A 24,497-nucleotide genomic window follows, 5' to 3' on the forward strand; every position below is an offset into this window, starting at 1 on the left:
CGGATAGCACAACCGCCATGAAAGTACTACGCATTCTTCTCCTGGCACCCATCATCGTTTTTTTCTTTGCTGCTTGCCAGCCTAATGAAAAGCGGTATCTAGTAGGTGTTTCTCAATGTTCAAGCGACACTTGGCGAGACAAACTTAACACAGAGCTGCGAATTGGCTCTTATTATTACAACAATCTTGATGTCACAATCGTTTCTGCTCATGACAATGATCAGAAGCAGATAGAGCAAATCGACAGCCTTGTAAAAGCTGGTGTCGACCTTCTAGTAGTGTCTCCTAATCAGATAAGTACTATATCTGATGCCATAGATCGTGCTTACGACCAAGGGATTCCCGTTATCTTATTTGATCGCAAAAGTGACTCACCCAAATATACAGCTTATATGGGTGCAGACAACTATGAAATAGGGCGTACAATGGGAAGCTACATAGCCAATAAACTTAAGGGCCGAGGCAATGTCGTGGAAATTATGGGCCTGAAAGGGTCTTCTCCAGCCATAGAACGCCACAAGGGTTTTGTAGATGCAATTAAGAAATATCCTAATATTCAACTACTTGAAAGTAGAAGTGCAGACTGGACAACGAACTCTTCTAGAACACAGATGGACAAACTGATGGCACACTATAGCTCTATAGATGTAGTGTTTGCCCACAACGACCGTATGGCCTTGGGAGCTCGAGAAGCGTGGATAGCAAAAGGACGCACAGACAGCACGCTCTTTGTAGGCGTAGATGCCCTGCCCACTCCTAGAGACGGCATTGACGCAGTGCGTGAACGTCGCTTGGCAGCCTCATGCCTCTACCCCACTCGTGGTGACCGCGTCATCGAGTTGGCAATGAACATACTAGAAGGACGACCTTATGAGCGTAATAATAAGCTTCGCGCGGCCTTGGTAACACAAGAAAATGCGACTTTGCTCCATATGCAAGCCGAGGAAGTGAAGCGCCAATACACCCGACTGGAAAACATTCACGATAAAGTGGACGAATACCTCACACGTTATCAACTGCAAACTCTTTACATCATCTTACTGGTGGTAGTCATTATACTCATCCTCTCTGTTTTTGTATGGCTATTCCGGTATTTCTCCTTCAAACATCGCCTGGCGGAAGACGCAGCTAAGGCTAAGCTTCAGTTTTTCACAAATGTTAGTCATGAGTTCCGCACTCCACTCACCTTGATTGCAGATCCTATCGAACGTCTTTTGGAGGATAATAGCCTGTCTTCACAACAAAATGGCTTGCTTAAGGTGGCTCAAAAGAATACGCGTGTGTTATTACGCCTGGTCAATGAGATTCTTGACCTACGTAAAGCCCAGAGTGGAAACATGACCACCAAAGTTTCAGCCTTCGACTTAAAGATTCACTTACAACAATGGGTGGATAGTTTTCAAAACATCACCCAGCAACGTAGCGTAACCTTAACACTATCGGCTCCAGATCATTTACCATTTGTAGGTGATTTACATAAGATAGAGCTCATCTGCTACAATCTTCTCTCTAACGCTGTCAAATTTACGCCCAAGTCTGGTGAGGTGAAAGTAGAAGCTAGTTTGCAAGACAAAGGCATCAGCATCAGCGTTTCCGACACGGGAAAAGGCATTGAAAAAGGCGATATTCCACATATCTTTGAACGCTTTTTCCAAAGCAACAATAACAACCAAGGTGGCACAGGCATCGGTCTTGCCGTGGTGAAGGCTTTTGTAGAAGTGCACGGAGGCACAATTAAGATAGAAAGCGAAGTGGGCAAAGGGACTACTTTCCAAGTATATCTGCCACAACTAGCGCTTGACAAGATGGAGCAAAGCACCAAAGACGAGAAATCACAACAAACCATTGCTCCTAACGAAGAAGTATCGGACTATTTAACCGCTCCATCACCATCATCTACACAAACACAAGTAAAACAACAACTTACAAATCTAGAGAACGAGCAAACTCAAGCTTATGTACTCATAGTAGACGACCATGAAGCCATCCGAGATTATGTGTCACAACTGCTCACAGATGCTCACTATAAAGTCCTTACTGCCGCAGATGGCGAAGGGGGATGGCAGCAAGCACTACGACAAGTACCCGACCTTGTGATTTGTGATGTCTCAATGCCTATTTTGGGTGGTTTAGAACTTTGTCGCCGACTCAAGGCCAATGAGATTACTTCTCACATCCCTGTCGTTTTACTCACCGCGAATGCTCAAGATGCCCAACGGGCTGAAGGCTATGAAAACGGCGCCGATGCTTACATCACTAAGCCGTTTAGTGGCAAAGTATTGCTTTCTCGCATAGAAAACCTACTGCACAATCGCCGAGTGCTTCGCGACTTGTTTTCTAACAACAGTGAGCCAACATCCGATGCGACTCCGGATGCAGACAGCTTGTTTATCGAACATTTCAAGGCAAAGGTGAAAGAGCAGCTCTCAAACACCGAACTCAATGTGGAAGACTTAAGTGCAGACTTGGGTATGAGTCGTGTGCAACTCTATCGTAAGGTCAAAGCACTGACCGGAACCTCGCCTGTAGAGCTCATCCGCATCACGCGTTTGAAACGTGCCGAAATCTTGCTCATGCAAGGCGGCAAGACAATTGCAGAGGTCGCCTACGAAGTGGGTTTCTCATCTCCCTCCTATTTCTCCAAATGTTTCAAGGATTATTTTGGTTGTCTCCCTGGTAGCAAAATTCGCCCTTGAGAAATGTAGCTTTCACAAGGTGGATACAAGGCGATGTAGATAAATATATCGCTTTGAAACCTCCAAATCCAGACAAAAGACAACTTATATTTCATTGATTCGCTCCCAATCTTACAGAACAAGGTTGGGAGCGTTTTTGCCTCAAGAAGTAGGTATATCCCTGACTATCAAAAAGAAGAGTAAGACAGCAAATGATACAAATCGTACATTCTATGTTAGAAATGATACATGTACGATAATTTCTATCTTTAGAAACAAGTCTTTCATGCGTAACGCGCAAGAGTTGATAATTTTGCACTGCAATCCGAATGAAACAACCTATTTTTTTACCCCACGAAAAACTTAGCAGAAATATTTCATCTGCCATCTGAGTTCTTTCTCTCAACGGGGCACAAAATGTTTCTGGCGCAATCTTTAAACAACTAAGGACAGCGCCCAACAAACAAAGCAATCGTTACCCAGACAACAATTGAAAGTATATTCCTTACCCAAGGAGATTTCAACGGTGTCAAATCGAAAACCTACAATTATAATCTCGACTGCGATTGCACAGTGGTTTAGTTCTTTAACCCAATTTGGGGCATTAGGAATAACCACTTATGAGAAACTCCTTACCAAAGCTCAAACAAAAAGACAATAAAATGTGCTAGTGAACGCTCGTTTTCTCCTGCCTTTCATGGTAGGGTTCTCAGCTTTCTTGAAATTCTAAGACTTCATCGTCAAGCCAGTAGTCCTCGATGCTTTATTGCCCCCAACTCTTCCCAAAAACATCCCTCACAGAACACTGCATAATATAGAAAAAAGGCATCAGTATAGGGACTTTGTCGCAAAATATGCTCTGTCCACTCATTCCCTCACAGACTATTCTCATTGGCCAACGCAATTACCAGTCCTTCCTTTGCGAAAGACTATTCATTCCCTCACAGACCTAACTAATGGCCAACACATTGTAAACTAGCACTCGGACAAAGCATATCCATTCCCTCACAGAACTTATTCATTCCCTCACAGAACATTTCCTCGCTTGGAGGAAAAAACTTTAAGTACCCAGACCTATATTCCATTCCCTCACAGAACTTTTTATAGAGAGATTTCAACTTCAAATCAAAGCAGAAAAGTAATTTTCTGCTTTTGGTTTATCATTTAGATTTAACCCCACATTGCCATGAACCGAAATAAAATGCTACTTTCTGCTGCATTCTTCGCTATCACTGGTGCTACTTATAGTATGCAAGCTCAACAGATTAAGGTGGAATCACGTGGTGACACCACCCTACTTCGTATCGCTACCCCCCCCAACTATATTCTTCTTCCCATCGAGGAGGAGAAAGACGAGGCTAAAGTGCTTCTCGATACAGGAAGTCCAGCAGACACATGGATGGATGTGCGTTTATCTCAAGGCAAGCTTGATTACTATGTGCCCTTTGCGCTTTCACAGAATCATGGAGAAGCAGTGGTTCGTATTTTGAATCTCTCTCAAAACTCCGCTGCACTACAGCAACTAAAGTTGAGTGATGAATGGAATCCCATAAATACCGACTACTATCGTCCCATTTATCACCATACCCCCGCTTATGGCTGGATGAATGACGCCAATGGGCTTGTCTATAAAGATGGAGAATACCATCTCTATTATCAATACAATCCTTATGGTTCTAAATGGGGAAATATGCACTGGGGGCACTCAGTGAGTCGCGACCTTGTGCATTGGCAAAGACTATCTCCAGCTATTGCGCGCGACACGATGGGACATATCTTCTCAGGAAGCACCATTGTTGACTTCAATAACAGCGCTGGTTACGGCAAAGATGCCATCATTGCTTTCTATACTTCACATAGTGAACAATATGGGGAAATACAATGTATGGCATACAGCACCGACAACGGCCGCACCTATACGAAATATGAAGGTAATCCCATCCTTAAACCTTTTGATGGTCTCAAAGACTTCCGTGATCCCAAAGTCTTTTGGTATGCCCCTTCTTCTGCTTGGTACATGATTGTTTCCGCTGACAAGGAGATGAGATTCTACCGCTCCACAGATTTGAAGAATTGGGAGTATATGAGTGCCTTCGGAAAAAATTATGGTGCGCAACCTAACCAATTTGAATGTCCGGACTTCTTTCCCCTCACGATTGACGGCAAGGAAAAGTATGTAATGCTTGTAAACATCAATCCTGGTTGCCCATTCGGCGGCAGTGCCACAGAGTATTTCATTGGCAATTTCGATGGAAAAAAGTTCACAGCAGACACTGCGCCTAACACAGTGAAGTGGCTTGATTATGGAAAAGACCACTATGCCACAGTGACATTCTCCAACATTCCAGACCGTGTGCTGGCGATGCCTTGGATAAGCAACTGGCAATATGCTAATGTTACTCCAATTCAGCAGTACCGCGGTGCCAATGGTCTTCCTCGCGAACTCTCACTTTATCGTCAAAATGGTCAACTATATGTAGCTGCCAATGTGGCAAACGAAGTGAAACTTTTGCGCAAGGACACGGTCAACGTCACGCCACTTACTGTAACTGAAAAGAGAAAGAGGATTGGCGCTAAGGCAATTGACGAGACTCTCCACTTTTCTGAAGGAATTTTCGAATTAGAAGCTGATTTGACGCCTACAAGTCGACAAGGACAAGTTGGCATTACCCTCTACAATGCTCAAAAGGAAGAAGTGCTGATTTACCTTGATTTGGACAAACAGCGTCTCGTGATGGATCGCACAAAGAGTGGTCTCACGGAGTTTGGCAAAGAAGCTAAACCTCATGACATCGAACTTAACTACGACAAGTTGCATAAGGACAAGGACGGTCGTACATTGCGCGAAAGAAACTCGATGAACTACGTCAATGACTTTGCCTTGGCCACTTGGGCTCCACTCAACCTTCTTAAGGGCAAAACGTATCATCTTGATATCTTCGTGGACAAATGTTCTGTAGAAATATTTGTGGATGGTGGACGCATAGCCATGACCAATCTGGTCTTCCCCACACAGCCTTACACTTCTGCTAGACTATACACCACAAGAAGCAAGGCGAAACTGGACAATATCAAAGTTTACTCTCTTCAATAGTTCGTTTTCTGGTTGGTACATAGAAGAATGAATGTTTAATACGTAACTTTGTCGGCACGGCATTTGCCGTTTTGCAAGAAAAAGACAAACTACCCAGCATTTCTCTAGGATGTACCACAAGATTACTCACATAACTCCTATAAAGCCATGAAACCCTATATCGTCGGATTGGGAGAAGTTCTTTGGGATGTTCTCCCCGAAGGTAAACAACTTGGTGGTGCACCTGCCAATTTTGCCTATCACGTATCACAGTTCGGCCATGATGCTCTAGCCATTAGCGCAGTCGGCAACGATGCACTAGGCGACGAAACTCTCGAAGCCCTTAATGCTCGACATCTTCAACACCTCATGCCACGTGTAGACTACCCCACTGGCACGGTGCAAGTGACATTGGATGACGATGGCATCCCTACATACGTTATTCGTGAAGGCGTAGCATGGGACAATATTCCATTTACTGCCGAACTTGAAGATGTGGCTCAAAACACGCGCGCCGTATGTTTTGGTTCGCTTGCACAGCGTAGCCCCGTATCGCGCACCACTATTCAAGCCTTCTTAAATGCGATGCCTAAAGATAGCTTGAAGATTTTCGACATCAACCTCCGCCAAAACTTTTATAACAAGGAGATTATCAGAGAGGCACTAACGGCTTGCAACATTCTAAAAATCAATGATGAGGAACTGGTTCTCATAGGACGCTTGTTCGAATATCCAGGACTCGACATCGAGAACAAGTGTTGGTTACTTTTAGGCAAATACAATCTCGATATGCTCGTACTAACCTGCGGAGTAAATGGTAGTTATGTCTTTACTCCTGGCACAGTATCGTTCCAAGAAACTCCTACTGTGGAGGTGGCAGATACCGTCGGTGCAGGTGATTCGTTCACAGGAACTTTCGTGTCTGGCCTTCTTGCAGGAAAATCCATCGAAGAAACTCATCGCCTAGCAGTAGACGTCAGTGCGTACGTCTGCACTTGCAAAGGGGCGATGCCAAAACTCCCACAGGAACTACTTCACCGGTTGTAAAGTCATCTCAAAAAGACAAAAGTCCGCGCCACATCTTTATGCTGTGGCGTGGACTTTATACATAAAGGAAATCCCACGATGCTTTATGCACCGTGGGATTTTGCAAATTATTCGTCAATAAAACTTACTTCTTATTGGGCTTTGCCTGAAGACCATAGTTATATTTCTTGTCAAGCAACAAAAGGAGCACAGCGAGAACAACTGAAATCGCTCCAAAGCAAGCGAAGATCATCATAGAAGTGTGGTAAGTGGGGTCAGCTTGGTTTTGACGACCAATCCACATAGGTACCAGAGAGAGACCAATATTTTGGATGTAGAAGATAATGGCAAAGGCAGAACCCAAAAGCTTCATAGGGATGATTTTGGGAACACTGGGCCACATGGCAGAAGGTACCAAAGCGAAAGCAACACCAAGAATCACCATCAAAATGACTGCAAACCAGCCATAAGGCAACACGTTGGTCATAAATGTGAGGTGGACTGCTGTAAGCATCGCAGCACCAATAATCATAAGTGTTGCACCTTTACCCAAACGGTCGTAGACTGTACCAAAGATTGGAGTCAAAATAATAGTTCCGAAAGGAAGTACACCTGGGATAAGTCCTGCGAAAGCCTCAGGCACATGATAGTTGTGCACCATCAGTTTGGTAGCAAACTTGAGGAAAGGGAACACACCACTATAGAATAAAAGGCAGAGGAAAGCAATAATCCAGAAGCCTGGGTTTGAGAAAATCGCACCAAGATCTGAGAACTTGAAGCTCTCTTCATCAGCTTCTTCTGTGGCTTGGGTACCTTCAACAGCGGCAATCGAAGCATCCAGCTTTCTGTCCATCACATTGTAAACGAGAAAACAAAGCAAACCAATGGTCAAAAGGCAGATAGCTACAAGAACGGGGATTTGCAGACCAAAAGACTTGGCCAAAGGAAGGTTGATTCCCAAAGCAGCTGCAGTACCCAAACGAGCAAGTGCCACTTGTACACCCATAGCCATGGCGAGTTCGTGACCAGTAAACCACTTGGTAATGGTCTTTGAAATGGTGATACCTGTGATTTCTGCTCCCACACCAAAGATAGCAAAGCCGAGACTTGCTACAGCTGCTGACATGGGAAGGTGGAAGTTGAAAGCATCAATGCTGAAGACAGCGCCTTCAAAATTGAGGGAAACAGCAAGATACTTGATGGCTACGCCAAGAAGCATCAAAGAGGCGCTGAGCACACCAGTGAAACGAATGCCGAGCTTGTCGAGAATGAGTCCTCCGAAGAAGAGCATCAACAAGAAAACATTGATGAGACCGTAACTTCCAGAGAAGAAACCATAGTCACTCGCAGACCAACCTAAACCACCATCTTTAGTTGCAGCAGTGAGAATGCTTTCGAGAGGTGAGAGAAGGTCCGTGACATAATAGCCCATCATCATTGTGATTGACACAATCAAAAGGGCGGTCCAACGCGCTTTAGCGGAATCATTGAGTTTTTGTGTAAGGGTGTTTGTAAAAGACATATTATTGTGAGGTTTGGTTTTTACGATTAATACCAAGATTTGTCATAGCCAATTTCTAGCGAAATAGGCAAACAGCAAAAAGAACTTTATTTTAAATACTTATCGAGCCAACGGAAGAAGGTGCGCTGCCAAAGGATACCATTTTGAGGACGCAACACCCAGTGATTTTCGTCGGGGAATAAGAGCAATTGTGCAGGAACTCCGCGTAGTTTTGCTGCGGTGAATGCGCTTTCTGCTTGGGTATATTCGATACGGAAGTCCTTCTGCCCGTGGATGCAAAGGATTGGGGTGTCCCAACGATCCACATAGAGATGAGGAGAAGTGCGGAAAACTTTCTGTTGCTGTCCTTCAGCATTCTTGTGCCAAGGTGCAGCTCCCATATCCCAGTTGGCAAACCAGAGTTCTTCAGTCTCAGTGTATTGCTGCTGAGTGTTGTAGATTCCATCGTGCGCAATAAAGGCTTTGAATCGCTTGTTGTGATTGCCTGCCAACCAATATACGCTGAAACCACCGAATGATGCACCAACAGCACCTAGACGTTCACGATCGACATAGGGCTCGTTCGCAATATCATCAATAGCGGAAAGGTAGTCTTGCATACATTGTCCCGTGTAGTCACCACTGATTTGCTCTAACCATTCTTGTCCAAATCCTGGAAGACCACGACGATTGGGAGCAATGACAATGTAGCCTTGAGCAGCCATAATCTGGAAATTCCAACGATAGCTCCAAAATTGGCTCACAGGACTTTGAGGACCTCCCTCACAGAAGAGCAAAGTAGGATATTTCTTTGTAGGATCAAAGTGAGGAGGATAAATCACCCAACTGAGCATCTGCTTTCCATCGGTTGTTTTTGTCCATCGCTCTTTGACTTCTCCCCACGCAAGATTGTCGTAGAAGTATTTGTTCTCTTCTGTCAATTGAGAAGGGCGACCTGTTCTCGTATCCACAAGGAAGATTTCGTCAGCCGTAGCCATTGAATGGCGCTTTACAAGTAGTTGTTTGCCGCCATAGAGAGGAGCCACGAGTGAATAGTCCGCTTGTTCGTTGGTGATTGCGCGCACCTTGCCTTGAAGATTGGTGACGTGGAGATTTGCTTTACCATGCCATACGCCAACAAAGAAGAGTTGTTTGCTATCTGATGCCCAAGCGAAGCCATCGACTCCACTATCAAAGCTCTCAGTGACATAAGATTTTTTACCTGATTTCAAATCATAGACACAGAGCCGCGCTCGGTCGCTTTCGTAACCATCTCGTTCCATGCTACTCCAAGCCACATATTTGCCATCGGGGGAGAACTGTGGATTGATATCATAGCCCACATTTGCATCTACCTTCGATTGATTTACCGCTTGTTGCTGAAGGCTGCGGGTGTAATCTGCAGAAGTGGGAGCTGTCCAGCCTTCGGGTTTGCAAAGATTGCGCGTAGTTCCCGTTGCAATATCGTAGAGGAAGATGTCACTGTCGGTAGAGGTAGCGTAATCACGTCCTACCTTCTTGCGACAGGTGTAAGCCAATTGCTCACTGTTGGGGCTCCAAGCCAACTGCTCATTCCCACCAAAGGGCATCATGGGCGATTCAAAGGGTTCTCCCTCTAGGAGATCCTTTGCAACAGTAACCTTTTCACCATCAAAATTTGCCAAGAAAGGATGTGGAGCACTGGTCACATATTGGTCCCAATGCTTGTACATAAGGTCGTTGATTACCATACCTGTAGCCTTAGGTAGGTCAGCTTCCTGAGGCGCAATAGCTGTGTGCTGAGCCACCTCCTTGACGAGGATAACGCGCTTTCCACTAGGAGCAAAAAGGAAATCAATGATATCATCACTTTCGTGGCTGATTTGCTTGCGATCTGTGCCATCGGACTTCATGCTCCACAACTGACTACTGCCTCCTTCACTAGAAAGGTAGATAATACGCTCTTCATTTCCAAAGCGCACCCACACTGCACCAGATTCACTCTTGGTAGAAGTGGTGAGTTGCAGGGACTTTTTGGTTTTGATATCTAAGAGATAAAGCACAGAATGTGATTTATTCTCAGGAACGCTATAATAGCTGACCGAATAAACGGCATGTGTACCTGCTGCATTAGGAGCAACAGTGCCAATGCGTCCCATTGCCCAAAGAGCTTCTGGCGTCATGCGATCAGAAGCAAGCTTTGGCATCTGTCGTCCTATGAAGTTCTCTGCAGCCGCTTCCGTAGTGGGCGACACTGTCACACCAGCAATGGCTAAAGCGGTGGCAGCAATCATGGTGGGAATAGACATAACTAATAAGAATAATTTGAGCTACCTATTGTGTTCATCTTTTCACCTTACTGGCTATCTACCAGTTGGAAAAAGACCGGTGACGCAATATATAGCCGGAGAGACGCACCCACCCTGGAGCGCGTCTCTACCTAAGTTCTATAATGTTTTATTTCTGTTGTGCGTTGCGCTTACGCTGTTCTTCAACCATTTTTTGCTGTTCGGCTGCAAGGGCTGCAAGACGCGCGCTGAGTCCAGAAGGCTTCTTTTGAGGATTGTTCTTGTTGCGCTCATAAGTTGCTTCCAACTTAGCCAAAAGCTTGGCATCATCTGTGCTCCAACGCAAATACCACATGGTAATAGCGCTGCTAAGCAAGGAGATAAAGTAGTAGAAGTTCAAGCCAGAGCTGTACTTATTGAACATGAAGAAGAACATCACGGGCATCAAGAACATCATGTACTGCATAATTTTCATTTGCTGAGCTTGTTGTCCAGCTGCAGCCATAGAATCTCGCTGCTGGCGCATAGTCATGACGCTATAAAGTACGTTGGAAAGGCAGAACAAGATGCAGAAAAGGGAAAGGTGATTGCCAAGTCCCCAAATGTCTGTCGACCAACTGATGAGGTCATCGTAAGCTGAAAGGTCATCTGCCCAAAGGAAACTTTGCTGACGAAGCTCAATTGCGTTAGGAACGAAGTTGAACATCGCAATCCAGATGGGCATTTGGATGAGCATAGGCAAGCATCCACCCATCATGCTCACACCGTGCTGAGAATACAAGCTTTGAATCTCTTGTTGACGTTGGAGCGCGTTGTCGTTATCCTTGTATTTCTCATTGATTTTCTCCACTTTTGGACGAAGCACACGCTGTTTTGCGCTGCTCATGAAGCTCTTCTTCGTGGATGGGTACACAATCACACGCAAAATGAGCGTGATGAGCACCAAAACAAGCCACATTGGGAGATTGAACGAGGTAAGGAAGTCAAAGACGTAGATGGTGAAGAAGCGGTTTACCCAACGAACCACTGGCCAACCTAGATAAACCAACTTCTGAAGGTCGATGTCGTGGTTGGGAGTAAGGGAATGTTTGTCCATAGATTGGAGCAAACGGAAATTGTTGGGTCCAAAATACCACTGGAATTGTGCAGGAGTTTTACCAGAAGCATCGAACGCTGTCTCCATTTGTGCGGAGTATTGCTTAAGATAGCCCTTGGGATTCTTTTCATCCTCACTCACACTCGTGAGTTTCACGTTAGAGAGTGGTTCTTTCGCAATGAAACAGGAGCTGAAATACTGGTTTTTAAACGCAATCCACTCCACAGCTTCTTCAAGCATCTGTTCGTCATCACCATGTTCTTTGAGATGACTACTACTTCCATCGACACCCTTATAGCTGAGTGTGGAATATTGGTTTTCAAAATAAAAGCCTTTCTCGAATTGACGCACGTGATCTGTCAGTTGTACTCCGATACTTTTGGTCTTTGGAGAGACTTCTTGGGACAATCCTTCGCTGCGAAGATTCATGTTGAGCATGTAATCTTCAGAAAGAGCATAGTCGAAGGCTATTTTTTCTCCATTCTTGCCCACAACCTCCATCGTTACGGCATTCTTTGTAACATTTACAGGATGGAAATAATAGTCTTCAGTTGCGAGATTCTGACGTTTAGTCTCAAGCGTGAAGTTCATAGAAGCGTCGTTCGAGTTGTACAACACCAAAGCGCTGTCAACTCCAGCCTTATAGTGTCGATATTCTTTATACTCTTTGAGAACTACGCGGCTAACTTGTCCACCTTTTGGAGCAATTGTCACCTCGATTTTGTCATTGCTCAAAACAACAGGCTTAACAGAATCATTTGCAACAGTAGCTTGTGCGAAGAGCGCTGTACCATCAAGCATTGCGGCAGATGCGTGTTGCGCAGATGCAACACCAGCATTGGCTTTTTTCTGCTCTACCTGCTCAGTAGCGTCTTGTGCTTGTTCTGCAGTATTGTTGCGTGATGACCAATAGGAAAATCCGAAGACTACCAAAGCCATCAGCACAACGGCTGTGATTGTATTTTTATCCATTGATAATAATTTGAATGCTACCCTAAGAACCTCTGGCTAGCATGCGATATTGAGTGAATAAGGGGCGCGCTAATGAGTATTAGCGCGCCTCACTATTGAGATTCTTTTTCAGAAAGACTTGTTAGGCTTCCTCAGAAGTCTGATTGGCGATAGCCGTCTTCACAAAGTCAAGGAAGAGAGGATGTGGACTAAGCACAGTAGAAGAATACTCTGGGTGGAATTGTGTACCAATGAACCATTTAAGTGTAGGAATTTCCACAATTTCTACAAGTCCACTTTCGGGGTTAGTACCCACGCATTTCATTCCCTTTTCTTCGTATTGTGCAAGGAAGTCGCTGTTGAATTCGTAACGATGGCGGTGGCGTTCGCGAATCACATCGCTTCCGTAAATCTCGCGTGAACGAGAACCAGCTTTCACCGCGCATTCGTAACCACCAAGGCGCATTGTGCCACCCATATTGGTGATATTCTTCTGTTCCTCCATGATATCGATGACATTATGCTGTGTCTTACCATTGAGTTCGGTAGAATTAGCATCTTCAAATCCGAGGACATTGCGAGCGAATTCGACAACCATCATTTGCATACCCAAACAAATACCGAAGGTGGGAAGATCGTGCTCACGGCAATAGCGAGTAGCAATGAGCTTTCCTTCAGTACCACGTTGTCCAAAGCCTGGGCAAATGATATAGCCTGCCATGCCTTCAAGCATTTCGGCTACATTATCAGTGGTGATGTTCTCTGAATTGATGAAATGGCAACGCACCTTGCGGTCATTATAGACACCCGCTTGTTGAAGGGCCTCAATAATCGACTTATAAGCATCTTGCAAATCATATTTTCCGACAAGACCAATGTGGAGTTCCTCTGTTGCATTGTTACGACGATCGAGGAAAGAGCGCCAAGGTCCAAGACCAGGCTTTTCACCCACTGGCATACCTAGCTTCTCAAGAATAACACGGTCGATGCCTTGGTCTTGCATGCACACGGGTACCTCATAAATAGAGGGCATGTCAGGGCTTTGGAATACAGCGTCTGGGCTAACATTGCAGAAGTTGGCAACTTTCTTGCAGAGGCCTAAGCTGAGTTTATGCTCAGTACGGAGCACAAGAATATCAGGCTGGATACCTTCACTTTGAAGTTCCTTGACAGAGTGTTGCGTAGGCTTAGTCTTCAACTCACCAGCAGCAGCAAGGTAAGGCACATAAGTGAGGTGGATGCACACGGCATTCTTGCCCAACTCCCACTTTAGCTGACGAATAGCTTCGACAAAAGGCAAGCTTTCGATGTCACCAATAGTTCCACCAATCTCGGTGATGACGAAATCATAACCGCCTTTTTTACCGAGATAAAGCATATCGCGCTTGATTTCGTCGGTGATGTGAGGTACTACTTGGATAGTCTTACCTAAATAGTCACCGCGACGCTCTTTGTCAATGACACTTTGGTAGATGCGACCCGTGGTGAAGTTGTTGTATCTCGTAGTTTTGATGCCTGTGAAACGCTCGTAGTGACCGAGGTCAAGGTCCGTTTCTTGGCCATCATCAGTGACATAGCACTCCCCATGTTCGTAGGGGTTGAGCGTACCTGGGTCGATGTTGATGTAAGGATCAAACTTCTGAATCGTGATGTTAAAGCCGCGCGCTTGGAGCAGCTTACCAATAGAACTAGCAATGATGCCTTTACCAAGAGAAGAGGCAACACCACCTGTGACAAAGATATATTTGGTTTCAGCCATAGGATGAATATGATTTTACAAATGTAGGAATGGAAAAGCGTCAAGAAAGAAGAAGCCCTTCTTGTTGGAATTCTTGGAACAAACGTGCTACATCAGCCGCAACAACTTCCGCTGTTGCTCCTTCGTAATGCTGCATTAAGAAGGCCTCCACCTCGGAGAGTTGGAATTCTTTATCCGCAAATTCTTGATAGATATCAAAAGCTGTGTCGTTAAGTGTCACAAGTCGATTGAAATCTACGAGCTCCGCACTTGTTGCCAGCAATACGTGTTCGCCACAGACGTCACGCAGTTGGAAAGAACGATTGAACTTCATTGAAATATATTGTGATGTTCAGATGATTAATTGAGACTAGAGCTTTAAGCACCAAAGCGATGCAACAATTCATATCCGAGCAACAAAGGCCGGCGCACAAATGCTAAGCATTGCCATAAGCGAGCATAGACCCGCCAAAAGACGTGATTTACAGCATACCTCTTAGATTTACGCTCAAAGTACACCACCCTTCCTAGAATATCAGTGCGCAGACATTGTTCTTGTTGTCCAACATTTCCATCGCCTTGTAGGACACAACATGTATCGTCACATTGGACAATGCGATGTAAGACCCAACGTTCATCAGAAGTGTAGGCTAAAACCACATCACCTTGACCATATGTTTGCGCAGGCTCCTGTTGCAACGTCACTAAATCGCGTTCGTGCTCCAGCATGGGTCGCATACTTCGACCACGCACTCGTAGTTGCACCTGACAATCTTGAACTAGCAGGCTACGCATCTCTTCAAAGAGCTTATTCTGCTCCACTTGTCGGACAACATTAGACATGACTTTCTGCACAAAGATGACGATGACTCAACTCAGCAGCTTCACGATTGGGCAAGCATTGGAGATGGTAAGCAGGCACAAGCCCAACTACCTTTTCCACTGTGGAACAAATCGCACTATAAGAGGCTTTATCCCAAAGCATCGTCGAGCAAGAAGCCAATAATGAGGCGAAAGCCTCAACAGGACGCAAGCGACGAATGCTATTTTCAGAAGATTGTTGCAAACGCAAAATCCCACCGAGGTCACAACGGACGTTACGATAACAAGGAGTTTTTCCACTCCAAGGCGTGCCCCACACAGAGATACTACCATCGGCAGCTATGCGCACTACAGGGTTGTCGTCATTCAGCAACTCCACCTGGGGAATGTGTGTACGCCACAATTGAGAGTGCGTACTTTTTCCCGTACCACTAAGTCCTTGAAAAAGGAAAGCTGTCATTCCAATCTGAGGTACAGAAGCATGAACGAGGAGAGTTTGCTCATAAGCTCCGGCAAAGGCATAACAAAGCATGATAGCATTATTGAGCAGAACGCTTGGTTTTGTAGTGTCGTGCGAAATTACAACGCTTGCCTTGCGGAAAGAAGCATCAGCATATATGAGGGACTTAGACGTGCCTTCGGCATCTGAAACAATGATAGCATAATCCCCCTTTTCATGGCGCCAAACTTCGAACGCTAAATCCGTAGGTTGCACATTAGCGACATGCCGATAAGGAGCAGAAGGCGTAACGATATCTCCCAACTCTGCAGACAATTCAAATAACACAGGGCTTTCGTGCTGACCGCTCTGAAGAAAAGGAGCATAACATTGCGCCAAATCCTCTATCCAGCTTTCCCTTCCATCAGGAATAGAAACAAAAAAAGTGTGTTGAGCAACAGAGTATGAGTATTTCACAACAGGTCCCTATACAGCAAACAAGGGGCGATAGCAATTAATTGCTACCAGCCACCTCTATTTTTGTGAATTGAAATTGGTCTTTGTAGATATCTTTGACCACCATTTTCTCGAGTCCTACCTTCTGACCTGCTATTTTGATGCGCAGCTTTTGGCGCGCCTTCTCTAGCTTTGCCGCCTTAACGTCAAAGAAAACAACAGCTGTCTGGTGAGAAGTCTCAAACCTTTGTTCCACATAACTACGGAACTGATCGGCATACAAATCACGGTCAGTGAAGAAGCCCTTTTGTAACAATTTGGGGGCAGTGATTGCGACGATATCAGTAACATAAGCCACAGAATCACGAAGATTTTGTGACACCCCAAATATATAGAGTGTCTGCTCCTTGGTTTCAGCGGCGGTGCTATCGGCGGCTACTGTTACAGCAGCGCGAGACATTCCCGTGAAACCAACGAGCAGCAATAAAATCCATAAAACTTTTTGCATAGATGGTCGTGAGTTTGGTCGAACAACGCATTCTGTGATGATACGAACTCTCCTTATATCTCAAGGAGGATTCCCTCCTTCCAAAGAGTCTTGCGCCGCTCGAGAATAAACTATTGTGCAAAGTTAGAGATTTCTCTCCAATCTCACAAACAGTTTGGGAGGATATTTACCGCAACAAAGCATTTGTCTACAACAATCTTCGTAGATTCTCTTATTTCTACCCTTTCATCCTATACATCTGACAATCGAACTTACACTTTTGGTGACATTTTCCTCAGTCATAGACACGAGTCTTTGTCTTGCCTCAAGCCACAACTTTCCCTAAACTCTCAGAGCCTAACTTAAACGTCGGAGATGTTTCCAAAAACGTCGGAGCTTTTCCAAAAAACATCGGACGTTTTCAAAAAAATCTCCGAGATAATTTCTATAAGAAAGGAGAATTTCCAGCTTAGCTTACGATACATAGCATAAATTGGCTTTCGTCCCTCAAAGACGTCCTTTAAGGAGAGCATCGAAAAGGCAGAAATCAACGAGATTTTAGTGCAATTTTAAGTTTACCTCCTAACCTCATCAATTTCCATCGAAGGGACTTCAGCTATTAACTGAGCAAAGAGTGGCACCTGCGTGAGAATTTCAGGATTTCCTACTAGAAGCGTACGTTCTCTAGCCCGAGTAAGGGCAACATTAAGCTTTCTATCTATCAATTGCCCATGCTGATCAGTATATTGTGAATCACAAAGAAAGTTCAACTGTGAAGGTCGGCTCACCGTAAATCCGTAGATAATGGTATTCTTTTCCGAACCTTGAAAGCGTTCCACCGTGTCTATCGTCACATTCGCCAAAAGAGGGTGAGGGGAAGTCTGCAATAGGCTTCGCACCATGGCAATTTGATGGCGATAAGGCACGATGATGCCGAGCTCCTTATCTATATTAAACTCAGCTTTTCGGCGCATTACATCTTGGTATGTTTCTTCTGCTAAATAGGCTATCAAGCGGGCTTCATAAAGATTGAGCTTCGCAGATGGAATTCCAGACAAGATCTTTTCATCTGATGATGATGTGAACTGGGTAACATCCAAAGAATTCTCCAATAGCAAACTGTCGTCTATGGGAGGTATGCAAGGATAAAACACAACTCTCGGCTGGGCTATCGCGAGCAACTGATGTTCCAAGCCGCAATCACGCAGTTGCCCACCATAAAATTGTTGATTAGCAAAGGCTGCTACCTCGGGGTGCATGCGCCCTTGCTTAGTAAACTCATGAACGCAGCACTTTGGCACAGCATAATAAAGACGTTCGAAGAGCGAATGGCGACAATCAAAGAGACCTATTGCCTGTAGTTCCTCGTCTTGAACACAACTATCATAAGAAGTCTGTTGTACCACTGCTGGCAATTGTTTGTGGTCGCCAATCAAAACGAAGCGCTGAATCGCTAATTCGTCTGAATCCCCCGGCATCAGCAAAGGCAGCAAGTGGGGTTCTAAGAGCTGAGAAGCCTCATCAATGATAGCTAAAGAGAAACCTTTACGGATGAGCAATGCCGTCATACCCGAAAGTGAAGCCACTGTACCCACGATGATGCGCGTACTTTTGATTAGTTCACCCACCTTACTCACATCGGGCAGTTGGCTTACTTTATTCTCTAACAGATAGGCGTGAAACTCGGGATCACAATTGTGTTTATTACCCACACGCAGGAAATCCAGCCCATCTTTGACGAGTTTACTACAAATTTCATCTACTGCACGATTGGTATAGGCAGCCAAAAGAACATTACAATCAGCATCACTAGCCAATTCTTCGCGCAAAATTGACATCAAGCCGAAAGAGGTTTTTCCCGTTCCGGGAGGACCTACCAAAAGAAAGAAATCGCGCGCCTGCTTTGCTTTGAGCACCATAGCATTGCGCTCTTCATCTTGGTGGTCAAGCACAAGTGCTTCAGTAGGATCAACCACAGATGAACTGGGGTTCAACAATACGTTTCTGCGATATTCCGAACCAGACAGGAAAGAAAACAGACCTCGAAAGAGCGACGTCGAAGCAGCCTCCATAAAGTCTTTTTCGATAGCCCACGAACGTCCATGACGCACCGCAAAAACCGCAGCATTTGTTTGAGGAGCACGGAGCTGAACAGTGACATCCTCAGCAGTAAGGTTTACAATAGTAGCACGAAACACTAAATCTTTGCGCATATCTGGCACTAGATTAGCTTCATAAGCATAAAGTACCACGATATCTCCTTCACGGAAATTAGGGGCAATCATAAATTGCTCGGTTGCTTGTGGGAGTTTTAGACAAAGAGATTCCACTGCCCCATCGGCATTGCACACACAGCCTCCGGACTCTGCTAATGACAAGCCCGCCATAATGTTCCCGACTTCTTGCTTTTCCTCTAGCGTTGCATTCCAAGCCGAAGCAAAACCACTACATTCGCGCTGCTGGCTACCGACCATGCCCAATCGTCTTTCGAGAGATAGAAAACGATGAAAACGATTAAAATAAGCGCGTGCCACCGAACTGGATTTACGATAAGTCCCAATAAATTGCTCTAAGTCGGGACGTTTATACGCCCAGAGTTTGGGAGCACTGCCATCTGTAAATCTGTCAACATCAAAATGTTCGAGATAGTCAGCAATACCTTCTGTAGAAAACAGGAGTTCTCGCGCCACAATTTCATTGCGCACTTGCATTGCAGTGCGGAGATAATCCATGATGGTCTCCACGCGCATCAAGCCGTCTTGGGGAGAATACTTAGAATAAAGCAGATAAGCACGCATATCATTAAAGCGTACTTTATGACTAAAGTGCAAGATAGCACGATAAAGTTGCAACTGGATATTATGCGACAGTTGCGCGCGTCGCGACCATTCGTCCATCTTTCCACTCTTCTGTTCTATGACCGTCGTAAAATCTCGACTCAACAAGTCCATACGCCCTTGCAACCCTAACAATTCACAGAAGAAAGCAGGCTCCAACAGGATGTCGGACATGGTGTTCAGATGGAGGTCGTCGCGCAACTGATGTTGCACCATTTTCCGAAGATGCTGTTGCTGGCTTTGGGCATTATAGTGAAAATCACGGCGTGCATCCACATCGTTCAGCTCTGTACAAGTGTAGCACTGCACTGCATTTTGAGTAAAAAATCTGCGAGCCGTTTCGGGATAAGTGGATGCGTAGCCATGCAGTTCCTCATCCAACATCTGCCCCGCCATATTACCAAGAAGGATTGCTTTAGAAACAGGCACAGGCTGTAGTCGATTCACCACTTCATACTCCGAGCAAACGCCAGTGGGCAGAATACAGTTGGCTATCGCCGTCACAGAAATGAGAAAGTCAGGTTCTAGCACTATTAGTGTGGGTTCTAGAGCGTCATCCACCCACCGCGTATCTACCAGGTTTAGATTGGAGTTTATGTTAATAAGGGGAAGAAGCGCAGTAAAATCACTTCGTTCGTCTGTATTACTCTTCAAACGTACTTTTTGTTCTATTCCTTCGTTCACGCAATAAACAAGGAGAAAATCATCTCGCTTCTCCAATACGACCACTCGGAAATCACCCGCAAAATGTCCTTTTCTGTGTTTAAGTTCAGGAAGGAGTTGAGGCAGTCGCTCTTTTAACTGAATAGGCAACGGCACTTGCTTGCGCCAAGCCACCAAACGTGCCAAACGCAGCATATCATATGCAAAGTCTGCCTGTAACACTTCATCGCGCGTGCTCGACAAATTCCCCATACGGACACGATAATCATTGAGTCCGATGTAGATTTGTTCTTCATCCACCTTGCGGTCTTGGAAGAGATAGTGCAGCTTGGCGAATGTTCCTGAAAGATACACACCAGCTTCACTTGTTTCTTGTTGAAGAAACTCTTGAAACATCAAAAACCCATTTCGGCATCGTTCCCGAATGGGCGTCTGAACTTGGAGTAAGAGACGCAGGATTTCTTGATAATAATAAGACGCAGGGACGTTTGTCATAGGCTAAGGTTAGAATCCACTCAATATAATAAGTGGGACAACAAAGAAGTAACTCGAGATAAAAGACCAAGGTGTACACCAGGCACAGCCGTGTTGCAGGACTATCATATTGCACCTTCTGCATTTCCTCCACGCACTAAGATCGTAAGTGAAAATGCCGTTGGTGAATTTAGATAAACTTAATGTCGTAAATAAGAATACTTCCCACTGCAGCATTGAGACGCTGCACGAGTTGCGCGCGCATCATCGTGAGTTGTGTGCGCAAAGCGGGAATCTCAACACGCACCCACAAACTTTGTTCGCGCACCTCAAGCGCTTGCGTGGCACGAGCAGTAGTTTCATCCACAACTGTCGACCAAGCCTGCACCAATTTATATTGCAAATAAGGAGTTTCTAAACCGCTTGCACGCAGAAATTTAGCGACAACGCCATCTGCGCGTTGAGTTTCATGTCTTTCCATACACTAATCGGATTGAGAGTTTGATTTTCAAGCATCAGAAGCAGGAAGTTCCGCTGCACCACTGGCACAATGATTTTCCACCAAAGCCACTTCCCCACCCTTCACTTCAAAGAGTTTGTATTCGCGATGGGTAGCAGCAAGAATACTATCCAAATGCTCTCGGTTGGTATCGGTGATAAAGATTTGCTCAAAATCATCACCACTCACATAATCAACGATACATGCCACGCGACCAGCGTCGAGCTTATCAAAGATATCATCTAATAAGAGTATCGGAGTGCGATGTTCTCCCATAGACTTGAGATAAATAAACTGCGCCAACTTCATAGCAATGAAGAAAGTTTTCGTCTGTCCTTGTGAGGCTTCTCGACGCACATTGTGACCGTTCATCAGCAACTCAAGATTGTCTTTGTGAGGTCCATGAAGTGTGTAGCCAACAATGCGCTCCTTTGCACGATCTCGCACCAATATTGGCAGCAGATCACCACGGGATGCATGAGTGTCATAGAGGATATCCACCTCTTCAGAGGCTGCATTGCAGAATCGCGCATACATAGTCTGAAAGATAGGCACAAAGTCACGCACAAATGCTTGTCGCTCTTGATAAATCACAGCGGCATCCATTGACATCATTTCTTCCAAGACCTCAAAAAGTTGGGCATCTGGCTCTTCTTCTTGCTTCAACATCGCATTACGCTGCTGCAATGATTTGTTATAACGGATTAACGCAGCGAGATAATTCGGAGAGACCTGAGAAAGAACGATATCCATAAAACGACGGCGTTCCTCACTTCCCCCAGACACTAGTTGTTCATCAGCAGGAGAAAGCATCACCAAGGGAATAACCCCTAAGTGCTCACTGAGTCTTTTATACTCTTTGTCGTTGCGGCGCATACGCTTGCGTTGACCTCGCTTAATCCCACATGAGATTTCTTCCTCTTCCATCAAAGCAGAACGATATTTACCTTGAAGCATCATGAACTCAGCATCATGCCGAACACATGCACCATCAGTAAGTGCAGTAGCACTTTTACCAAAAGAAAGGAAATAAATAGCATCAAGCACATTGGTCTTGCCTTGACCATTCGCACCTATCAGACAATTCACATTAGGAGAAAGCGTAAGTTGCGCCTGTTCGATGTTTTTATAATTGAGAAGAGAAAGTTGCTCTAATATCATATCAATAGGAAGAAATGCAGAATACGAAGAAGAATCTGTGTACAAAGATACGAAGAAATCTCACTATTTTTTGAGCCTGTAACCAAAAAAACTATGTTTTATTTCGCTACTCGCTTACTATTTAGTATTTTTGCAGGCAAAACGCACACTTCTTAGTCTGAAGTCGTGTGACTATTATCTAGCAAAATAAACTTATTACATACTCATGAGTCAATCAAACAAGTCACTGGATGTGAACGAAACTCTCGTTAGCACAGAAGCTTTCCTCATCAAGAACAAACAAAAACTCGTCATGGCTTTGGTAGCCGTTGCCGTTGTACTCGTTGCTTTCTTCGGCGGTCGCTACTATCTCAAGAGTCAAAACGAAGAAGGTCAAGCCGCTATTGCCCTTGGTCAAACTTACGTGCAACAAGGTGACTGGAAGAAAGCAGTAGAAGGCGATGGTGCTCAATTCAAAGGCTACAAAAAGTTGGCTGACACTTACTCTTGGACCGACGCAGGCAACGTGGCTCATATGTATGCAGGTATTGCCTACTTCAATCTTGGCGAATACAAGAAGGCTATCGAACAACTCGAAGCTTTTTCACCCCAAGGCGATGCTACCGTTTCAGCAAACGCATTGGCGGCTCTTGGCAATGCTTATGTTGCAGACAAACAATTTGACAATGGCGTAAAATACTTGGAAAAGGCAGCATCTCAAGCTGACAATGATGCTCTTTCTCCCGAATACCTTATCCAAGCTGGCCTCGTTCTTGAAAATCAAGGCAAGAAGGCTGACGCTAACGCCCTCTATGTTCGCATCAAGAACGACTATCCACGTAGCCGCTACTCACAGAATGGCGTACAAAATGGTGTTTCTACTGGTGCTGAGATTGATAAATATATCGAACGCACTAAATAAGTTGCCACTTCTTTCGTAAAAAAACAAAAGTTGCGCAATTCACTTTATCATATAATGAGGAGTTAGGAAATAAAGCATGGGCACATTGTAGCTCACTTACCTCCTAACTCCTCATTACGCTTTATCAAGATTACTTTCTCTTTAAGAGATTTCTTTCCTATCATTATGTCTTCTTTCGACTTTCTCCAGCACAATGTAGCCAACGTACCCGATGCTTCTATGATGCGTTTTGGTATTGTTGTGACAGAATGGAATGCCCATATCACCGAAGCTATGCTCAAAAGTGCGATTGACACTCTCACCGAATATGGCGCTAATGAAACGAGCATCACCGTTCGTTACGTGCCAGGAGCTTTTGAATTGGTATATGGCTGTGCACAGTTGGCTGAACATGGCTATGTGGACGCCATCATTGCCCTCGGTTGTGTGATAAAAGGCGACACTCCTCACTTTGACTATATCTGTCAAGGCACTACTGCTGGATTGGTGCAGCTCAATGCTACTGGAAAAATCCCAATGATCAATGGTGTGCTCACTGTTAACAATGAGGCACAAGCCGAAGAACGTGCTGGTGCTAACATGGATAAAGGTCGTGAATTTGCCATTACTGCCATCAAGACGGTAGACTTCATGAAGTCCTTCGAATAGAAAATCTAACAGCACGGACATTTGGACGCAAGAGTCAGAAAGCCTCCAGCCTTCAGTAATGACTTTTCATAAAGATTCAATACTGACTGTGACACTTTAAGACAGGTTTGATTCTGCCCCCCAAAATTTATCCCCCTCTTAGAACAACTCCTTAGAAATGCCACTCTCTCCTTTTTTTATAGGCATTGCAAGGAAAAAATTCACCAAAAATTTGGTGCTTTGCAAAATTTGCCGTATTTTTGCACTCGGTTTTAGGAACAACCTCTAAGCAATAGATTAGATTTCCTAAGTAACTTGGGTAGTTACCAGAGTGGCCAAATGGGGCAGACTGTAAATCTGCTGGCTTACGCCTTCGGTGGTTCGAATCCATCACTACCCACAAAAAGCGAGACTCACTAGTTTTAGTGAGTCTCGCTTTTTGTTATACTTCGCACACATGACTCGAATGCCTCGCTCATATCCCCTATCCACACTTCCAATCACGAGCTATCTCGACATATTCCCTCGTTCCCAACCCGAGCAATAGCCCTACATAGTATACCCAAACCCTTAATTGAGACCACAAAAACATTGCATTGCAGGATTTCAGCAAGAAATGCCCGACTGACAAGCTAACAAAAGATTAGATATATACCGGAATATCATAAAGAAGAGCAGACATATCAGCAGAAAGCCCTCAAAAACTCAACTTTTCGCACTCCCTTTTTGTCAAGTCCTTAGAAGTTCGTACTTTTGCACCAATAACGCACTTTTGTGCAATCCAAGGACCCACAATGCGTTGTG

Annotated in this window: 16 protein-coding genes and 1 tRNA gene; 6 read left to right on the forward strand and 11 right to left on the reverse strand. The window is 44.8% G+C overall.

Annotation, left to right across the window (positions count from 1 at the left end):
* Nucleotides 1–17 precede the first annotated feature (17 nt).
* The 3 genes from BQ2633_RS02275 (at nucleotide 18) to BQ2633_RS02285 (ending at nucleotide 6,795) form a co-directional block, all read left to right on the forward strand.
* Nucleotides 18–2,696, forward strand: a complete 2,679-nt coding sequence (locus tag BQ2633_RS02275) for a substrate-binding domain-containing protein (RefSeq protein WP_075564836.1) — start codon at nucleotides 18–20, stop codon at nucleotides 2,694–2,696.
* Nucleotides 2,697–3,861: 1,165 nt separating this feature from the next.
* A complete protein-coding gene (locus BQ2633_RS02280; protein WP_075564837.1) occupies nucleotides 3,862–5,769 on the forward strand; it encodes a glycoside hydrolase family 32 protein in 1,908 nt (635 codons plus the stop codon).
* A 147-nt stretch (nucleotides 5,770–5,916) separates the two neighbouring features.
* Entirely contained in the window at nucleotides 5,917–6,795 is an 879-nt protein-coding gene (locus BQ2633_RS02285; protein ID WP_075564838.1) for a carbohydrate kinase family protein, read from the forward strand.
* A gap of 124 nt (nucleotides 6,796–6,919) precedes the next feature.
* Here the strand turns inward: BQ2633_RS02285 and BQ2633_RS02290 are convergent, their stop codons facing one another.
* The 11 genes from BQ2633_RS02290 to recF all read right to left on the reverse strand — a co-directional run bounded on the left by BQ2633_RS02290 (nucleotide 6,920) and on the right by recF (nucleotide 22,165).
* Complete coding sequence (locus BQ2633_RS02290) at nucleotides 6,920–8,296, reverse strand: MFS transporter (RefSeq protein WP_075564839.1); 1,377 nt, start codon at nucleotides 8,294–8,296, stop codon at nucleotides 6,920–6,922.
* Nucleotides 8,297–8,382: 86 nt separating this feature from the next.
* Entirely contained in the window at nucleotides 8,383–10,563 is a 2,181-nt protein-coding gene (gene dpp5, locus BQ2633_RS02295) for a dipeptidyl-peptidase Dpp5 (protein ID WP_075564840.1), read from the reverse strand.
* Nucleotides 10,564–10,711: 148 nt separating this feature from the next.
* Nucleotides 10,712–12,610 carry a membrane protein insertase YidC gene (gene yidC, locus BQ2633_RS02300; RefSeq protein ID WP_075564841.1) on the reverse strand — a complete coding sequence of 633 codons (1,899 nt, stop codon included), beginning with the start codon at nucleotides 12,608–12,610 and terminating at the stop codon, nucleotides 10,712–10,714.
* Between the two features lie 121 nt (nucleotides 12,611–12,731).
* The gene (gene pyrG / locus BQ2633_RS02305; protein WP_075564842.1) at nucleotides 12,732–14,348 is read right to left on the reverse strand and encodes a CTP synthase; all 1,617 of its coding nucleotides are present in this window, start codon (nucleotides 14,346–14,348) and stop codon (nucleotides 12,732–12,734) included.
* A 40-nt stretch (nucleotides 14,349–14,388) separates the two neighbouring features.
* Nucleotides 14,389–14,661: a PqqD family protein gene (locus tag BQ2633_RS02310; protein ID WP_075564843.1), complete on the reverse strand. Its 273-nt coding sequence runs from the start codon at nucleotides 14,659–14,661 to the stop codon at nucleotides 14,389–14,391.
* Nucleotides 14,662–14,705: 44 nt separating this feature from the next.
* Nucleotides 14,706–15,170 (reverse strand): S24/S26 family peptidase, encoded by a 465-nt coding sequence (locus BQ2633_RS02315; RefSeq protein WP_075564844.1) that lies wholly within the window; start codon nucleotides 15,168–15,170, stop codon nucleotides 14,706–14,708.
* Nucleotides 15,163–15,987: a hypothetical protein gene (locus BQ2633_RS02320; protein ID WP_075564845.1), complete on the reverse strand. Its 825-nt coding sequence runs from the start codon at nucleotides 15,985–15,987 to the stop codon at nucleotides 15,163–15,165. Before BQ2633_RS02320 ends, BQ2633_RS02315 begins: the two co-directional genes overlap by 8 nt.
* Nucleotides 15,988–16,102: 115 nt before the next feature.
* Complete coding sequence (locus BQ2633_RS02325) at nucleotides 16,103–16,552, reverse strand: hypothetical protein (protein WP_075564846.1); 450 nt, start codon at nucleotides 16,550–16,552, stop codon at nucleotides 16,103–16,105.
* 554 nt (nucleotides 16,553–17,106) lie between these two features.
* Nucleotides 17,107–20,526 carry an AAA domain-containing protein gene (locus BQ2633_RS02330; protein WP_083233904.1) on the reverse strand — a complete coding sequence of 1,140 codons (3,420 nt, stop codon included), beginning with the start codon at nucleotides 20,524–20,526 and terminating at the stop codon, nucleotides 17,107–17,109.
* Between the two features lie 169 nt (nucleotides 20,527–20,695).
* Nucleotides 20,696–20,986, reverse strand: coding sequence for a DciA family protein (locus BQ2633_RS02335; RefSeq protein ID WP_075564848.1), 291 nt, complete (start codon nucleotides 20,984–20,986; stop codon nucleotides 20,696–20,698).
* A 27-nt stretch (nucleotides 20,987–21,013) separates the two neighbouring features.
* A complete protein-coding gene (gene recF, locus BQ2633_RS02340) occupies nucleotides 21,014–22,165 on the reverse strand; it encodes a DNA replication/repair protein RecF (RefSeq protein ID WP_075567142.1) in 1,152 nt (383 codons plus the stop codon).
* Nucleotides 22,166–22,370: 205 nt separating this feature from the next.
* On the opposite strand from recF, the gene BQ2633_RS02345 reads away from it, so the two are divergent.
* The 3 genes from BQ2633_RS02345 to BQ2633_RS02355 all read left to right on the forward strand — a co-directional run bounded on the left by BQ2633_RS02345 (nucleotide 22,371) and on the right by BQ2633_RS02355 (nucleotide 24,093).
* Nucleotides 22,371–23,066, forward strand: a complete 696-nt coding sequence (locus BQ2633_RS02345) for a tetratricopeptide repeat protein (protein WP_075564849.1) — start codon at nucleotides 22,371–22,373, stop codon at nucleotides 23,064–23,066.
* Nucleotides 23,067–23,231: 165 nt separating this feature from the next.
* Nucleotides 23,232–23,714, forward strand: coding sequence for a 6,7-dimethyl-8-ribityllumazine synthase (gene ribH / locus BQ2633_RS02350; protein ID WP_075564850.1), 483 nt, complete (start codon nucleotides 23,232–23,234; stop codon nucleotides 23,712–23,714).
* Between the two features lie 296 nt (nucleotides 23,715–24,010).
* A tRNA-Tyr gene (locus tag BQ2633_RS02355) sits at nucleotides 24,011–24,093 on the forward strand.
* The last annotated feature ends 404 nt before the right edge of the window (nucleotides 24,094–24,497 follow it).

The organism is Ihuprevotella massiliensis, assembly GCA_900095835.1.
Lineage (GTDB): Bacteria > Bacteroidota > Bacteroidia > Bacteroidales > Bacteroidaceae > Alloprevotella > Alloprevotella massiliensis.

Coding starts and splice junctions, on each gene's coding strand:
- dpp5 (WP_075564840.1), bottom strand. CDS start 10,563: ATGTCTATTCCCACCATGATTGCTGCCACCGCTTTAGCCATTGCTGGT.
- BQ2633_RS02280 (WP_075564837.1), top strand. CDS start 3,862: ATGAACCGAAATAAAATGCTACTTTCTGCTGCATTCTTCGCTATCACT.
- yidC (WP_075564841.1), bottom strand. CDS start 12,610: ATGGATAAAAATACAATCACAGCCGTTGTGCTGATGGCTTTGGTAGTC.
- BQ2633_RS02290 (WP_075564839.1), bottom strand. CDS start 8,296: ATGTCTTTTACAAACACCCTTACACAAAAACTCAATGATTCCGCTAAA.
- ribH (WP_075564850.1), top strand. CDS start 23,232: ATGTCTTCTTTCGACTTTCTCCAGCACAATGTAGCCAACGTACCCGAT.
- BQ2633_RS02275 (WP_075564836.1), top strand. CDS start 18: ATGAAAGTACTACGCATTCTTCTCCTGGCACCCATCATCGTTTTTTTC.
- pyrG (WP_075564842.1), bottom strand. CDS start 14,348: ATGGCTGAAACCAAATATATCTTTGTCACAGGTGGTGTTGCCTCTTCT.
- BQ2633_RS02335 (WP_075564848.1), bottom strand. CDS start 20,986: ATGGAAAGACATGAAACTCAACGCGCAGATGGCGTTGTCGCTAAATTT.
- BQ2633_RS02310 (WP_075564843.1), bottom strand. CDS start 14,661: ATGAAGTTCAATCGTTCTTTCCAACTGCGTGACGTCTGTGGCGAACAC.
- BQ2633_RS02315 (WP_075564844.1), bottom strand. CDS start 15,170: ATGTCTAATGTTGTCCGACAAGTGGAGCAGAATAAGCTCTTTGAAGAG.
- BQ2633_RS02345 (WP_075564849.1), top strand. CDS start 22,371: ATGAGTCAATCAAACAAGTCACTGGATGTGAACGAAACTCTCGTTAGC.
- BQ2633_RS02330 (WP_083233904.1), bottom strand. CDS start 20,526: ATGACAAACGTCCCTGCGTCTTATTATTATCAAGAAATCCTGCGTCTC.
- recF (WP_075567142.1), bottom strand. CDS start 22,165: ATGATATTAGAGCAACTTTCTCTTCTCAATTATAAAAACATCGAACAG.
- BQ2633_RS02285 (WP_075564838.1), top strand. CDS start 5,917: ATGAAACCCTATATCGTCGGATTGGGAGAAGTTCTTTGGGATGTTCTC.
- BQ2633_RS02325 (WP_075564846.1), bottom strand. CDS start 16,552: ATGCAAAAAGTTTTATGGATTTTATTGCTGCTCGTTGGTTTCACGGGA.